Source organism: Thermococcus chitonophagus (assembly GCF_002214605.1).
GTDB lineage: Archaea > Methanobacteriota_B > Thermococci > Thermococcales > Thermococcaceae > Pyrococcus > Pyrococcus chitonophagus.
Window position 1 is genome coordinate 40,965 of the sequence record NZ_CP015193.1, and the last position, 15,467, is coordinate 56,431.

The 15,467-nt window shown below is 46.1% G+C and carries 17 protein-coding genes; 3 read left to right on the plus strand and 14 right to left on the minus strand.

Annotated elements, in window-relative coordinates; genetic code table 11:
• The 14 genes from A3L04_RS00250 to A3L04_RS00315 form a co-directional block, all read right to left on the minus strand.
• The gene (locus tag A3L04_RS00250; RefSeq protein WP_068575624.1) at positions 1-765 is read right to left on the minus strand and encodes a bifunctional fructose-bisphosphatase/inositol-phosphate phosphatase; all 765 of its coding nucleotides are present in this window, start codon (positions 763-765) and stop codon (positions 1-3) included.
• Between the two features lie 2 nt (positions 766-767).
• Positions 768-1,571, minus strand: a complete 804-nt coding sequence (locus tag A3L04_RS00255) for a DUF63 family protein (RefSeq protein ID WP_068575625.1) — start codon at positions 1,569-1,571, stop codon at positions 768-770.
• A 51-nt stretch (positions 1,572-1,622) separates the two neighbouring features.
• A complete protein-coding gene (locus A3L04_RS00260; RefSeq protein WP_068575627.1) occupies positions 1,623-3,821 on the minus strand; it encodes an elongation factor EF-2 in 2,199 nt (732 codons plus the stop codon).
• A 113-nt stretch (positions 3,822-3,934) separates the two neighbouring features.
• A complete protein-coding gene (pcc1, locus tag A3L04_RS00265) occupies positions 3,935-4,183 on the minus strand; it encodes a KEOPS complex subunit Pcc1 (protein WP_068575629.1) in 249 nt (82 codons plus the stop codon).
• Entirely contained in the window at positions 4,146-4,817 is a 672-nt protein-coding gene (locus A3L04_RS00270; RefSeq protein ID WP_068575630.1) for a ribosomal biogenesis protein, read from the minus strand. The genes pcc1 and A3L04_RS00270 overlap by 38 nt, the downstream gene beginning before the upstream one ends.
• Positions 4,818-4,861: 44 nt before the next feature.
• Positions 4,862-5,011 carry a DNA-directed RNA polymerase subunit P gene (locus A3L04_RS00275; RefSeq protein WP_068575631.1) on the minus strand — a complete coding sequence of 50 codons (150 nt, stop codon included), beginning with the start codon at positions 5,009-5,011 and terminating at the stop codon, positions 4,862-4,864.
• A gap of 6 nt (positions 5,012-5,017) precedes the next feature.
• Positions 5,018-5,269, minus strand: coding sequence for a 50S ribosomal protein L37ae (locus A3L04_RS00280; RefSeq protein ID WP_068575633.1), 252 nt, complete (start codon positions 5,267-5,269; stop codon positions 5,018-5,020).
• A 57-nt stretch (positions 5,270-5,326) separates the two neighbouring features.
• Positions 5,327-5,677 carry a DUF1667 domain-containing protein gene (locus A3L04_RS00285; protein ID WP_068575635.1) on the minus strand — a complete coding sequence of 117 codons (351 nt, stop codon included), beginning with the start codon at positions 5,675-5,677 and terminating at the stop codon, positions 5,327-5,329.
• Entirely contained in the window at positions 5,670-6,902 is a 1,233-nt protein-coding gene (locus tag A3L04_RS00290; protein WP_394326722.1) for an NAD(P)/FAD-dependent oxidoreductase, read from the minus strand. The genes A3L04_RS00285 and A3L04_RS00290 overlap by 8 nt, the downstream gene beginning before the upstream one ends.
• Position 6,903: 1 nt before the next feature.
• A complete protein-coding gene (locus A3L04_RS00295) occupies positions 6,904-8,391 on the minus strand; it encodes an NAD(P)/FAD-dependent oxidoreductase (RefSeq protein WP_068575640.1) in 1,488 nt (495 codons plus the stop codon).
• Positions 8,392-9,870, minus strand: a complete 1,479-nt coding sequence (gene glpK, locus A3L04_RS00300; RefSeq protein WP_068575642.1) for a glycerol kinase GlpK — start codon at positions 9,868-9,870, stop codon at positions 8,392-8,394.
• Positions 9,871-9,902: 32 nt separating this feature from the next.
• Positions 9,903-10,574 (minus strand): hypothetical protein, encoded by a 672-nt coding sequence (locus A3L04_RS00305; RefSeq protein WP_068575643.1) that lies wholly within the window; start codon positions 10,572-10,574, stop codon positions 9,903-9,905.
• Positions 10,565-10,840 carry a hypothetical protein gene (locus A3L04_RS10915; RefSeq protein WP_157092383.1) on the minus strand — a complete coding sequence of 92 codons (276 nt, stop codon included), beginning with the start codon at positions 10,838-10,840 and terminating at the stop codon, positions 10,565-10,567. Before A3L04_RS10915 ends, A3L04_RS00305 begins: the two co-directional genes overlap by 10 nt.
• Before the next feature lie 235 nt (positions 10,841-11,075).
• Positions 11,076-11,822 (minus strand): glycerophosphodiester phosphodiesterase family protein, encoded by a 747-nt coding sequence (locus A3L04_RS00315; RefSeq protein ID WP_068575647.1) that lies wholly within the window; start codon positions 11,820-11,822, stop codon positions 11,076-11,078.
• A gap of 155 nt (positions 11,823-11,977) precedes the next feature.
• Between A3L04_RS00315 and A3L04_RS00320 the strand changes: the two genes are divergently transcribed.
• Genes A3L04_RS00320 through A3L04_RS00330 form a run of 3 tightly spaced genes read left to right on the plus strand, consistent with a single transcriptional unit; the run spans position 11,978 to position 15,460 of the window.
• Positions 11,978-13,309 carry an SLC45 family MFS transporter gene (locus tag A3L04_RS00320; RefSeq protein WP_068575650.1) on the plus strand — a complete coding sequence of 444 codons (1,332 nt, stop codon included), beginning with the start codon at positions 11,978-11,980 and terminating at the stop codon, positions 13,307-13,309.
• 10 nt (positions 13,310-13,319) lie between these two features.
• A complete protein-coding gene (locus A3L04_RS00325; protein ID WP_068575652.1) occupies positions 13,320-14,609 on the plus strand; it encodes an MFS transporter in 1,290 nt (429 codons plus the stop codon).
• Positions 14,606-15,460 (plus strand): alpha/beta hydrolase, encoded by an 855-nt coding sequence (locus A3L04_RS00330; protein WP_068575654.1) that lies wholly within the window; start codon positions 14,606-14,608, stop codon positions 15,458-15,460. The genes A3L04_RS00325 and A3L04_RS00330 overlap by 4 nt, the downstream gene beginning before the upstream one ends.
• Positions 15,461-15,467: the final 7 nt, after the last annotated feature.

Here is a 15,467-nt window from a genome sequence, read left to right on the forward strand (position 1 = left end):
TCACTTCTTCAGTACTGTAAGAACGGTGTTTAATAAGTCCTCACTATTGACCGCTATCACCTCAAGCTTTTCCGTTGCGCTGAAAGAAACCTCTATGTCCCTACCCTCAGAGTCCTTAACTAACGCTCCAGCTTCCCTTGCTATTATGGCCCCAGCAGCTATATCGGTTGGCCTGACGTATTTCCTTATGTCTATAACCCCATCTAAAGCCCCCATCGCTAAGTATGCTAGCTCAAGGGCTATAGCCCCTAAAGTTCTCGTTCTCTTCACCTTGTTCACGAGTTCTATTCCTCTACCTCTAGTGTAGAAGCTTATTGCGGGCTTTTCCTTTGGTTCCCTAACCCTAATTTTTCTGCCGTTTAGATATGCACCTTCCCCAGGGATGCCCTCAAATAACCTGTCCATTACGGGCTCATATATGAAGGCATATATTGGTTCTTTTCCCTTGAATATCGCAACGCTTACTGCAAAGAAGGGTATCCCTGCTATAAAGTTATAAGATCCATCAAGTGGATCAACTAAAACAGTATATTCACTTCCTTGATCAATAACGCCTATCTCTTCACTAACTATATTAACTCCTAACTTTCTGAGCTTCGCGAGTATTGAGTCTTCAGCAACCTTGTCTATCAACTTAGTCTCATCCCCACTAGGACTTATTGCAATGGTCTTAGATGCCCTAGGATCTCCAAACAGGGGCATTACATTAGCTTCAACTTCATGAATTATATCAATAGCAACTTTTCTCCACCACTTCACGTTCATAACTAAGCCCCCAAGAGCATTCTCAACAGATTCCTAGTTCCTGGAGCAAAGCCCAGGATGAATATCACCATCCTAATGAAATCTAACAGTTCTCTATCTTCTCCTTCCTCTTCAAGTTTTTTCATTATCCAAAGGGCAAGATATAGGACTGTGAATTTAAGCAGGTACATCACGGCGGCCGTTCCGGTTAGGCCTATCAAAAGCCTAGGCAAAACATGCTGCTCCCAATAACCCATGAAGTCTACTCCAACGAAGGTTGTCGTTGCATCGTAGAAGTGAACGTAAAAGAGGTAAGAGTTCTCCCTGACTATCGACAGTTTCTTTGTCATCAGGTAAATTGCAAGCTCGGCCAGTATCAAGAAGGGAATGAAATACTTCAAAACGGTAAAGTTGAAGTGCATCTTTTCAAGATTCGCCCCCATAGCCGCAAAATCTACCATAACGAGGCCCCAGCCAAACCAAAGAAACACGCCTCTCCAGTCCTTAAAGAACTTCTTGGATATTATCAGGGCAGGGAATGCTATGGAGAACACCAAAAAGTATATCCCTGGGGAGACCGTTATGTAAGTCCTGGGATAAACGCCAGCATCAGTTAAAGCCCTCGTGAATGCCCCAAACACCATGTAGGGGATTAAAGCCCTAAAGAAAGCCTTGTCTATTTTTATTTTCATCTTTTTGAGAACCTTGTACACAATGAGCGTTGCTATTCCCAGGATTATTGCATAAACGAGAGTGTTAACAGGGTTATAACCGGTATTATATTTTATCGGATTTACGAAGTATTTTTCAAAGAACTCTTTTAGCATTCGACCACCAATAGGAAGGAGATAAGAGAATTAAAAAGATTTATGAAGGAATCAGAACATTGGACAGACATCCTTCTCTGTTGGAGGCTCTGGATTGAGGCCCTTCCTCTGCCTGATCTGTCTTATGATCTGCTGGGCAAGCTCGTTAGGCACCTTCTTGAATCCAGCATGCTCAGTGCTCCATAATGCTCTACCGCTCGTTGCGCTCCTTATTGCGCCAGCAAATCCAAACATCTCAGCTACTGGGGCCTCTGCGATGATCGTCATGACCTCTCCTTCCTGCCTCATGTCAACGAGCTGACCTCTCCTCTGGCTGATCTCCCTGCTAACGGCACCCATGTACTCATATGGAATGTTTATGATGACTTTCTGGTAGGGCTCGTAGAGGACTGGACCGGCCTTCATCATTGCACAGTGAATTGCTGTCCTTATAGCCGGGTAGATCTGGGCCGGACCTCTGTGGACGTTGTCCTCGTGAACCTGGGCATCGAGCAGCCTAACGATGACCTTCATTACTGGCTCCCTAGCGAGTGGGCCCTCATCCATGGCCTGGTGGAATCCATCTATTAGGAGATCCATAACCTCGTTAAGGTACTGGATACCCTTGGTGTTGTCGAGGAACATGTTACCGTTGTAAACGTCAACGATACCCCTCGCGATCTCATAGTCCATACCGAGCTCAGCCAACTTCTTGGCAACTTCCTTCGGGTTCTTGATCCTGCCCTCCGGGATGATTCCCTCCTTGATTGCATTGTAGATCTCATCGGGCATTGGTTCAACCACGATGTAGAACCTGTTGTGCTTGTTTGGTGACTTACCTTCAACCATTGGACTTGGCTTAGTTATGCTCTCCCTGTAAACTACAATTGGCTCTGAGACCTCTATGTCAATTCCCCAGTCCCTCTTGAGCTTGTGGAGCTTGACCTCGAGGTGGAGCTCACCCATACCGCTGAGGAGGTGCTGGCCAGTCTCCTCGTCGATCTTAACGTGGAGCGTTGGGTCTTCCTTAGCCAACTGCCTCAAAGCTTCAATGAGCCTTGGAAGATCCTTAACGTTCTTAGCCTCAATTGCAACGGTAACTACAGGTTCGCTGACGTAGTGAAGTGCCTCGAATGGTTCAATTGGCTCCTGAGCTACAGTCTCACCGGCCATTGCATCCCTCAAACCTGTAACCGCAACGATGTTCCCTGCAGGAACTGCATCCATGTTGATCCTCTCTGGACCCATGTAGATACCGACCTGCTGGATCCTAGCCTTCCTCTTGCTGTTGATTAGGTAAACCTCCATACCGCTCTTCACGGTTCCGCTCCAGACTCTACCCGTTGCAACCTCTCCAGCATGCTTGTCAATGATAATCTTGGTAACAACCATGACCATCTTACCCTTCGGATCACAGTTGAGCATCGCTTGACCAATTTCGCTGTTAATGTCTCCCTGCCAGAGGTGCGGAATTCTGTACTTCTGGGCCTCAATTGGGTTTGGCAAGTGCCTAACGACCATATCGAGAACCACAACGTGGAGCGGGGCCTTCTGCCTCAGGGTCTTGTTATCTCCCTTTAGCGTGAGGTCAATTATCTCGTTGAACTTAACCCCAGTCCTCTGCATGAATGGAACGCTCAGAGCCCAGTTATAGTATGCTGAACCAAAGGCAACGCTACCATCCTCAACCTTAACCATCCACTTCTTCTTGTATTCTTCAGGAGCGTATCTCTGGATAAGCCTGTTAACGTCCATGATTATCTTTGAAAACCTCTCCATCATCTGCTGTGGAGTGAGCTTAAGCTCCTTGATCAACCTGTCAACCTTGTTAATGAATAGAACTGGCTTGACGTACTCCCTCAATGCTTGCCTTACAACGGTTTCAGTCTGAGGCATGACCCCTTCAACCGCATCAACTACAATGATAACTCCGTCGATTGCTCTCATTGCTCTCGTAACGTCACCACCGAAGTCAACGTGTCCTGGGGTATCAATGAGGTTAATCAGATAATCCTTGCCCTCATAGTTGTGAACCATTGAGACGTTTGCCGCGTTAATGGTAATACCCCTAGCCTGCTCCTGCTCGTCGAAGTCGAGAACGAGCTGCTTTCCTGCGAGCTCCTCACTGATCATTCCAGCTCCAGCCAGGAGGTTATCGCTCAGTGTGGTTTTACCATGGTCAATGTGAGCGGCTATACCAATATTTCTAATCCTTTCAGGCTGGAGCATGAGCTCCTTAATCTTTGCGATCATTTCCTCTCTCCTACCCATTTCCACCACCCTCGATGAGCTTGCTCGGGTTTACTTAAAAGGTAGGGTTATAAAGCTTTTCCCAACTGTTAAAAGCTTTTTAGTTTTATGCCGACGCCATGCCATAGGCTGGATCAAATGTCTATGGCATCCATCGCAACTTTAATCCACCGCAAGTAAGAGTTTACGGTTCCGCGCATGGCAGAAGAGTCAGTTGCTTTTATGTCAATAACGATCTTTTTTCCCTCAAGCTCAAACTTTATCTCGCTTCTCCTGTAGGGGACGCTCAAATGCTCGTAAAGAACGGCTTCATAAACAACCTTTGCAACCTCTTCAGAAGAAAACTCAATCACGATCCTTCCTCTTACCCTCTTTGCCTTCACTTTCCCTCCTCCTAGGAACTTTAATCCCAAGAGCCTCCTTATAATCCCATCTTCTCCCGTCCTCCATTATCCATATCTTAACGTTGATTAATGGGCCGACCGGCCTGTCCTTCGTAACGTCAAGCCTGTAGAAGTTTATCGACATTCCCCTTGGATGCCTCTCTATAACGGCGAGAACATCCGTGTTGTAGCGGTCGGCTATCGAGATTAAACTTTTATCTCCTCTAGGGACGAACTTTCCAGTTGTGAGCTCAGCAAAAACTTGGGCAAAGGCCAAATGATCTAAACCAACTCTCTTAGCCGTTGTAACGATGAGTGGCATGTCCTCCCTTATCGGATTCAAACCCTTAAACCCCATCTCCCTCTGAAGCTTTATGCCATGGAGGTATAGATAGCCAAGATAACCCCAGTCTTCAGGATCAACCTTAATGAACGTCATCTTCAATGGATTGCCCTTCCAAACGTTGAGAATTAGCAACCTCTCATAACCCCTATCGTAAGCCTCCATTAAAAGCTCCTGGATTGTCTTTTTCCCTCTAGTTATGTATAGAGAATTAGGGAAAACTCTCTCCAGGTCATGACCAAAGCTCCTGGTTCTCCTCGTAGGTCTGTGTGATGTGGTGATAAGCATCATAGCTAATCCCTTCGAAGTTAAAGAGAAGAGGTTAAAAAGCTTAGCTAGATAGCCTTTACCCTTCTCGGAACCTTGGGCCTTGGCTTGTAAAGTATCTTGCTACCGCAGTAAGGGCAACGAAGGTCCCTAGTGATGGATAGATCGAGCTTTACCTCCTTTCCACACTTAGCACACCTGTATATAGCCTCAACCATGAGGCATCACTCTGTTACTCTCTTCGCAACCTTACCAGCTGGGGTAACCGGAAGGTAAGCTCCTCCGGCAAAGATAGCTCCACACTTCTTGCACTGCCATATTCCAGTGCTAATTCTCTTCACTGCCCTTCTTCCACAGACTGGACAGACATGTTTCTGCCTCATCTTTGCCTCTACTGCCGCAACCCTTCTCCTGATCTTGAGACCATACCTAGGCCCGAACCTTCCAGCTGAACCTACCTTTTTGGTGCCGCTCATGAGCATCACCCCATTATCGTGAGCTGAAGGGTGTAGGGGGAGTAGGCTTTATAAAGTTTAAGCATCCCTCGTGACCACTATCTTCACTCCTTCGAATTCTGCAATCACGTCACCAACCCTAACCGGTGCCTTCACCTTAATCCCTGCCAAGAATTTCATGAGCTCAGGAATCTTGTCCTTTGGTACTGGCTTCTCTGTTTTAACGCTGACCGTAGGCAGTCTTCCTCCTTCCACAGGAATAACGCTCATCACAATCCTTTTGGGGTTAGTAACTTCTTCAATGGCCCATTCTTTTCCCCTGGGGCAGGTATAGCCTTTTACATTCTTGACCTCACCATTTTCAACTTCAACCTCAATCGTACAACTTAAGGGACAGACTATACACGTGAAACGGTAAACCTTACTCATGCTTTACCACCTTCATAGTTATCTTATCCTCAGCCTTCGATATTTCTTTAGCCCTTAGCTTAATTCTAAGCATCTCCGCAGGTTTTACTACTGGAAGCTTGATCTTTTTGCCTATTTCAACAAATTCAACTACTACATCCTCCATCGGCCTTGCAACCCTAGCGTATATCCATACATCCCTCTCACCGCTTAGATAGTGGGGGGCAAGTAGCCTAATGTTCTCTCCTTTCACAAGCCTTATCCACCTTTTACTTGGGATTCCCCCGTTTTCTATGAACTCCTTAGCACCTTCAGCGGCCAACTCTCCTTGCTCCGCAACGTAATCCACTAGATCGTTTATGAGGAGAGCATTTCCAGCCACGAAGATCCCAGGAACTGAAGTCTCCAGCCTGTCATTGACGATAGGCCCGCCAGTCGAGGGATCAATTACAACACCAATTTCAGTTAGAAGCTTGACGTTCGGTATTAACCCGGCAGAAATTACCAGTGTGTCGGCCTCTATCCAAAATTCCGTTCCTGAGATTTCCCTTAAGTTTTCATCGACCTTAACAACCTTGATCTTTTCAACCCTACCCCTTCCCCTGACTTCAACGACCTTGTGACTTAAATAGAGAGGTATGTTGAAGTCTTTTAGGATCATTATGTTTCTGGCCAAACCCCCAGGATAAGGCATCAGCTCTATAACGGCCTTTACCTTCGCCCCTTCTAGCGAAAACCTCCTCGCCATTATCAATCCGACATCGCCAGACCCAACTATCACTATCTCCTTACCCGGCATTATGCCGTAGATGTCCATTAAAGTCTGAGCCTCTCCGGCCGTGTAAATCCCAGCAACCCTGTCCCCAACGATTCCTATCTCAAAAGCGTGCCTCTCTCTAGCTCCTGCAGTGTATATTATCGTTTTCGTTGAAACTTTTTGAACTCCTTCCGGGGATGTAAAGACGACAAACTTCTCTAAGTCAGAGTAGTTTATTATCTCAAGAACCCTCGCAGATGTCTTTACTTCAACTCCATCCAGCTTATTCATTAACCTGTAAGCGAATTCAGGCCCTGTAAGTTCCTCTTTGAAGTAGTGAATTCCAAAGCCAGGATGAATACACTGCAGAAGTATTCCACCAAGGTAATCATTGTCATCGAGTAGGAGAACCTTCAACCCGAGTTCCTTCGCCCTTATTGTAGCGGCCATTCCAGCGGGGCCTCCACCGATAACAACTACATCATACACTTCACTCACCCCTTACGAGAACCTTAACATCCCCAATTCCTATCTCACTCCCCTTACCTTTCAGAGTGACTTCCCATGGGGAAACCCCATACTCTCTGGCAAGTATCTGAATTATCCTAGGCCTACAGAACGAACCCTGGCAGGTTCCAGTCGTTGCTTTGGTTCTAAACTTTACTGAATCTATGCTTGGAGTTTTGACCCCTATGAACTTCATCCTCTCTACGGCCTCAAGGATGTCTCCCTCACTGACCTTGTTACACCTACACACGATCTTTCCGTAAGCAGGATTCCTCTTCACGAGCTCGTTCACTTTCTCATAGCTTAAGGCAAAGAAGTGGGTAATCTCCCTTCTGTAGGGGTTCCACTTTTTCTTCTCAACTAGCTCAATCCCAAGATCTCTCTGAATTATCTCAGCAACTTCGTAAGCTATTGCAGGGGCGCTCGTTAGGCCAGGAGAGCGAATTCCAGCGACGTTTATGAAGCCCCAGACTTCCCCTTCAGCCTTTATTATGAAATCTCCACCCGTAGGCTCTGGTCTTAGACCTGCGAAGGTTCTTATTACCTTGCTCCTAGGAGGTAGCTGAGGCCAGAGCTTCTTCGCTCCCTTCCAGACCTCTTCAAGGCCTTCTCTCGTCGTTGCGGTATTCTCCTTCTCTTCGGGGGGCAAATCCTGGGCATTCGGCCCTATCATTAGATGTCCAGAAATTTCTGTCGTGACAACGATCCCCTTGCTTATTGGGGTCGGCGTCGGAAAGAGAACTCTTTTCGGCCCAGGAATTCCTTCGTCAAATATCCAGTATTCACCCTTCCTGGGGTGAATTTCAAAGTAGTCTACGCCAGCCATCCTCGCGATTTCATCGGCATAAAGGCCGGCAGCATTGATTATTATATCAGCCTCTACGAAGCCATTATTGGTCTCTACACCCCTAACCTCTCCGTTCTCAACCTTTATTCCCCTAACTTCAGTTTCTAAATGAGTCTTAACACCGTTAGCTACAGCATTCTCCACGATCGCTATTACAGCAGGAATTGGACCTATCTGTCCAACTATCGGAACCCACAAGGCGCCAAGGGCCTCCCTAGTTAACCCAGGCTCAAGTTTAAAGAGCTCATCCTTGTCAACAATTCTCATTTCCGGAACTCCATTTCTGATTCCCCTCTCCAAGAGAACTTCGAGCTCCTTGAAATCTTCATCCTTTAAGGCAACTATCAATGCCCCATTCCAGACATGAGGGATCTCAAGTTCTTTAACCCACTGATGCCAAAGCCTATTCCCCCTAATGCAAAGCTTGGCTCTCATTGGGTATTTGTCGGGATCATCATCGTAGCCTCCATGGATTATTGCAGTGTTGGCCTTGCTAACTCCCCAACCCACATCTGGGTTCTTGTCTATTAGATGAACCTCGAGGTTCTCGTACTTGCTCAGAACTCTAGCAATGCTCGCTCCGGTAATTCCGGCCCCAATAATTGCGACCTTTACCTTGTCCATTCACAACACCTCATCAACTATCTTTGCCCATCCTAAAGCCCTCTTTACGGCCTCTTTCCATCCTCTATAGAGCTTTTCCCTAGTTTTTTCGTCTAGTTTGGGCTCAAAAACCCTCTCAACTTTCCAAAGTTCAGCTATCTCCTTCAAATCGTTCCAGAAGTCCACAGCCAAACCGGCAAGGTACGCTGCACCTAAGGCGGTAGTTTCCTTAACTACCGGCCTCACAACCCTCCTCCCTAGAATATCTGCCTGGAACTGCATCAAGAAGTTGTTAGCCGTAGCTCCTCCATCTACTCTTAACTCCCTAACTTCAACAAGCTTTTCCATTTCCTCTATGACGTCCCTCGTTAAGTAGGCTATAGCTTCAAGTGTTGCCCTCGCAAGGTGTTCCCTTCCAGTCCCTCTCGTTATCCCAATTATCAGGCCTCTAGCAAACTGATCCCAGTAGGGGGCACCAAGCCCTACAAAGGCTGGAACGAAGTAAACTCCCTCATTGCTATCAAGCTTTTTAGCTAACTCCTCAGTCTCCGAGGCATGCTCAATTATTTTTATTCCATCTCTCAGCCACTGAACGGCTGCCCCTGTTATGAATATGCTTCCCTCCAAGGCGTAGGTTACCTCCCCCTTAAGGCCCCAGGCTATAGTCGTTAGAAGGTTTTTAGAGTAGAGTAACTTTTTCCCAGTGTTTACGAGTATGAAATTCCCAGTTCCGTAAGTTGCTTTCACCATTCCTTCTTCGAATGCAGCCTGCCCAAATAAAGCAGCCTGCTGATCCCCAGCATCCCCGCTAACCGGAATTTCACGCCCCAGGAGCTTGGTGTAGCCATAAACTTCACTAGAATCTTTAACTTTGGGCAGAATATCCTGGGGAATTTTAAATATCTCAAGCAACTCCTCGTCCCACTCCAGCTTCTTAATATTGAAGAGCATGGTTCTTGAAGCGTTGGAGTAATCCGTTACATGCTCACCAGTCAGCTTGTATATGAGGAACGTATCGACGGTTCCAAAGTACACCTCTCCCCTTTCAGCCTTCTCTCTAAGACCAGGAACGTTATCAAGCAACCACCTTATTTTACTCGCGGAAAAGTATGCATCGGGAACTAAACCTGTCTTTTCTTTTATCAGATCTCCGTACTCCCTCTTTATTTCTTCAATCATTTCAGCTGTTCTTCTGCACTGCCAAACTATGGCGTTATAAACGGGTTTTCCATTCTTATCCCAGATTATTGTGGTTTCCCTTTGATTTGTGATTCCTATTGCAACGATATCCTGAGGGGAAAGCTTGGCCTTTTCTATCGCAACCTTAATGGCCCTAACCTGAGCTTCCCATATCTCTTCTGGATTATGTTCGACCCAACCAGGCTTTGGGTAATATTGGGAAAACTCAAACTGACCTAAGCCCAGAATATTACTCTCCCTATCGAACAGAATAGCCCTAGCTGATGTTGTTCCCTCGTCTAAGGCGAGAACCGCCTTCATGACACCACCTATTTTATTCCGGTATAACTCCTTTATAACTTTCTCTTAATTAACAGCGTCAGCGAGAGAACTACAGCTCCAAGTATGAACGAATCTTTAGCTGTATCCCTCCACATCTCAGGCCAATAGTACACCTTAGGGCTGACAAATAGCCGCACATAGGTGTAGTTTTCGCACAATCTCTCGCAAGCTTCTTTCTTAGCTTGAAGCGACTTAAGGGAATTGAGATCCCTCTCGTAATAATACCTACAGCACCCAGGAACCTCTGAAAGGTGCTCTTCTAGGAGCTTAATCTCCTTAGTGTAGTTGATCTCCTCACACCCAAGTCTATCAAACTCAAAGCCTACATTGAGATCTTTCAACTTACTTATATCCTCATCATTATTAATTATCCCCTCAACAACTACTGGCCCAGGAGGTCCCCCAGATATTGTAAAGTTCACTAAGGAGGAATTTATGACAGATATTAGTGCCCTGTAGTTTTCTTTTGTTATGGCAATATCAGCAGGTAAAGCATTGCAAGTCCTGTGAACATTCCCCTTCCCTCCAAGAGAAACAAGATTATTTATCAGTTCTTTACCCTCCCTATATTCACTCCTAGCCTTCCAGTAGGGATAGAGGAAGTGCACCGATATCAGGAGGAGTACCACAAAAACTATTACCATCTTTTTCTCATACTTTATAGACAAGGCAATTAACGCCAAGGAGAGACTCCAGAATACCGTATAGGCAGATTTAGGTCTTTAACTGGGACTTCCCTGGGGATTGCATATAACCAAAATACGTACGTTGGGTTTTCGACAAGATTAGAACAATTCTTACAGCCTCTAATCTCCATCAAAAACTTTCTATATTCTTCAATTCCAGGCTTAGTGAAGTAGACCATACATCCTCTAAGCTGTTCTAAATCTTCTGGATATCTTGTATATACGATTCCAAAAAAGAAAGTTACCCTGAGAACTAACGTCATAGCTTTCAAGCTTGTTTAGTTCCTTAACAAAGTATTCAAAATCGGAGAAAAGGCATACCCCCGCCCCACCATCTATTGAGGTGCTTGGCCTTGTTCCTTTGCTTTCAATGTACTCCGGAAGGCGAGAGGGAGCTGTAGCCGGGAAGAAGATTCCAAAGATAAGGAGCAACAATGCAAACCAAACTAATACATCTTCAAACTTCATGAAATTAAATTGCAGAGGAACTTTATAAAATTATCTTAATCCCAATTTCTTGAGGTAATTAATCATATTCTCAACATCGTTAGCTATGACGACCTCAAAGAGGCCTTTCATCTTGGCAAGGTTATCGTTCTGGTAGAATAGCTCATCGTTTTCAGTCCACAAGACAACTTTAAGGCCTAACGAGCGGGCCCACTTTATTGCTTCTACCGTTCTCTTGAAGCCTATTATTGGAATCGCCTCCATAGGAACGTTTACAGACCATAGATTGAGCTCCTCTTTTAGCTGAGGTATCTTTGGGACTATCTCCTCATTGTCTATGAGTAACCCCATTGTAGTTTCACTATCCAGCTCTCTGTACCTCTTTAGGGCCTCTACCTCAAATGAGGACACCATAAACCTTTCAGGATTGTTTTTTCGTATTACCTCATAAACCTTCTCAACGGCATCAACATCCTTAATTTCCACGTTAATTAAGGCATCTTTTGGCAGGGCTTTAACGGCCTCTTCCAGCGTTGGAATTCTCTGCCCCATCCCCAAATCTGCCTTCTTCAGCTCTTCAATCGTCATGTCCTTCTGTCTTCCCCTCATATTGCTCGTCCTGTCTATGGTTTCATCATGCATGATTATTGCTTCACCGTCCTTGGTTAGCCACACGTCAAATTCTACACCATCCGCCCCACTCTCTATTGCCTTCTGGAAGGCTAGTAGGGTGTTCTCTGGGTACTTACCAATCCAGCCCCTATGGCCTAGGACTATAACCTTCTCCCTCTCCCACATAATACTTCCCTAATATAACGACTGCACCCAAAGGTTAAACCTATTTCTTTGAAAGAGCTTAGATGTTGACGATTGTCCAACAATTTTCGAGACAATTTTTATAAACATTGATGAACATATTTAGTCACCCTGACAAATTCTCTGGAGGTGGAGAGATGAGTCAAGGAAAGTTCAAGTACTCAATGATATTTCTCCTCGGCTTCGGATTCTTCGGAATAAGCATAATATGGGCCTTATACAACGCGTATGTTCCAATATTCCTTCAGGACACGTTCCACCTTAGCAAAACTGTTACAGGCTTTATAATGACCATAGACAACCTCTTCGCAGTCCTACTCCTGCCGTTCCTTGGAGCCTTAAGTGACATGACGCGAACGAGACTTGGAAGGAGAAAACCCTACATTCTCTTGGGAGCTCCCTCAGCTGCCTTAATGTTCGCCCTAATACCCGTCGCTAGAAGATACGAGAACTTAGCTCTCTTCATGGGAACGATAATCTTCATGAACTTCTTCATGGCCCTCTTCAGGTCACCAGTAATTGCCTTCATGCCAGACATAACGCCCAGCGAGAAGAGAAGTCAGGCAAATGGAATAATAAACTTCATGGGCGGTTTAGGGGCACTTCTCGCGTATTTTGGTGGTAAAGTCTTGTATGATATGAATTACGCCTATCCCTTCTATTTCGGAGCATTGATAATGCTGATAGCAAATCTTTTGGTTGTGATATTCGTCCCCGAGCCGGAACAATACAGAGTTCCTGGGGCAAAGCTTGATATCAGGAAGATACTAAGAGAAACGACAAAGAAGAGCTTCGGGGAGCTCAAGGAGAACCTAAAGGATGTCTTCGCGAGTAAAGAGAAGAGCCTCCTAGCGATACTGCTTGCGATATTTTTCTGGTTCATAGCCTTTAACTCCCTAGAAACTTTCTTCACAAGCTACGCTAAGTACCATCTAGGCATAGAGGAGAGCACTGGAGCGTTCATGCTCGGAGTGTTCAGCCTGAGCTTTATGCTCTTCGCGATTCCGGCAGGATTCATTGGAGCAAGGTTGGGGAGGAGGAGAACAATAAGCCTGGGCCTCCTGATAACCACCGCAATAGTCTTGGTGGCCTTTTACATAGGAGAAACTTCAAAGCCTGCAAGTAGCTCCCTGAGCGATCCAGTAGTTATGAGCTTCATGGGCCTCTTCTTTGTTGGGGGGATTGGATGGGCTATGATAAACGTCAACTCCCTCCCCATGGTCGTTGACATGACAACGGAAGAGAAGCTCGGTGGTTATACTGGGTTATACTACTTCTTCAGCCAAGCTGCAAACTTAGTTGCTCCCCCGCTTTCAGGAGCATTCATAGACATCGCAGGCTACAAGACTTTACTACCATTTGCCGCGGTATTCTTCTTGCTGGCCTTGATAACGATGAGGTTCGTGAGAAGGGGTGACATCGTGAAGACCAAGCTTGAGGCTCACGAATACATTCCCGATTTAGACTGAGGTGGTAAGAATGAAGAAGTTCAGCTGGAAGGTAGTCTTGGGATTGGCTCTATTGGGGTTCAGCAGGAGCGTTGGATGGGCCCTCAACAAAGGACTTTCATTCCCGCTCCTCACAAGCTACTCAAGATCTGCATTCATCAAAGGAACGATACTCGCAAGCGAGGGAATAATCGGCTTAATTATTCCGCCACTCCTTGGGTACTATAGCGACACTCTGAAATCAAGATACGGAAGGAGAAGGCCATTCATCATGGCAGGAGGCCTATTGGCGGGCATAGCTGCCTTGATGATCTACACAGCGTACTCTTTTGGTGTCCCACTTGCAGGATTCGCCCTAACCCTCGCCTTCTTCTACCTCTCAATGCACCTCTACACGGCACAGTTCAGGGCATTAATGCCCGATACAATTGAAAGCGGGCAGAGAGGAAAGGCAAGTGGTGTAATAACGCTCTTTGAGTGGGCAGGGAATTTATTCCTCTTCGGCCTCGCGGGTTACCTAATTGCCAAAGCAGTAGCAGTAACAGGAGGAGAAGGGATAAAGGCGCTAGCCCAAACCCCATACCTCAAGATACCGTTCATAATAACCGCGATATTCTTAATAGGCGCCGCGTTATTCGTGTACTTCATCATTAGAGAACCAAAAGCCCCTGAAATTGAAGAAAACGAGGGATTATTCGAGTATCTCAAAAGCATAGTTGAGAACAGGGACTTCCTTAAGTTCTACGCGGCCCAAACGCTGTGGTGGATGAGCTTCGAGTTCATAGCTATATTCCTCTACGGAATACTTGCGTACATCCTCTACGGCTCAGCGAGCGAGGCAAACGTCAAGGCGGTAACGTCCCTTGGGTTAATGTTAATGGCCCTCTTCAACGTAACAGTCCTAATAGGAGCGCTCCCAGGGGGAATAATCTACGACAAGCTTGGGAGGAGGCTTAGCATAATCTTAGGAGGAATCATCTTTGCTCTACCCCAGCTGTGGGGCTGGTTCATAAGCTCGAGGACTGAGATAATAATAGCCCTAGCCATTGCTGGAATTGGATGGGGCATTTTAATGGCAGCATCCTACCCCGTCATAGGAGATCTATTGACTAAGTTCGAAAGGGAGGCTTTCACAGGGAGATATTATGGCTTCTTCGAGGCCACAAGGTCACTACCAGTTCTCCTTGCCGGAGTCATTGGAGGGGCTATAGTTGACTTAGCAGGAGAGAACTACAGAATACTGTTCCCAATTGGAGCCTTACTAGTGTTAATGGCAATGCCTATGATCTGGATGATGAAGAACTTGGAGGTGGAAAAATGATAGTTGCAATAATTCTGTTTATCATCTTCGCACTTTTGGCATTTTCAGCGTTCGTGGGCTATAAGATGGTCACCCCTCCGAGGCAGAAAGGCCAGTGGACACCCAAAGATTTCGGCTACGAGTACGATGAGGTGACTATAGAGACGAGAGATGGACTTAAGCTCAAGGGCTGGTGGATCAATCAGGAAGGGGATAGAACGGTAATCCTGCTCCACGGCTATACGGCAAGCAAGTGGAATGAAACTTACATAAAACCCGCCCTAAAGTTCCTCCTTGATGCCGGCTTCAACGTTCTCCTCTTCGATTTCAGGGCGCACGGAGAGAGCGAAGGTAACAGAACAACCGTTGGAGATAAGGAGCTCATAGACTTAATTTCAGCCGTTGATTGGCTTGAGAGGAAGGGGGTAAAGAGGGTTGGAGTCGTTGGATTTTCAATGGGTGCAATAGTTACGATAAGGGGACTTGGTGAAGATGAGAGGATAGCGTGCGGTGTTGCAGACAGTCCACCAATATACATGGATAAGACGGGAGCCAGAGGATTGAAGTACTTTGCAAACCTACCCGAATTCCTTTATCCCCTGGTAAAGCCATTCACCCTCATTTTCAGTGGAGGTAGGGTTGTGAACGTCATAGAGTACGCAGATAGGATCAGGAAGCCACTTCTGCTAATAGCGGGCAAAAAGGATCCGCTCGTGAAAGTCGAGGAAGTCAAGGAGTTTTACGAGAGAAACAAGAGGATTAACGAAAGGGTTGAACTGTGGATCACGGAAGCTCCACACGTGAGGACTATAGTAGAAAATCCAGAGGGGTGGAAGGAGAGAGTTATGGACTTCTTAAACAGGCATTTTTAAATTTTTC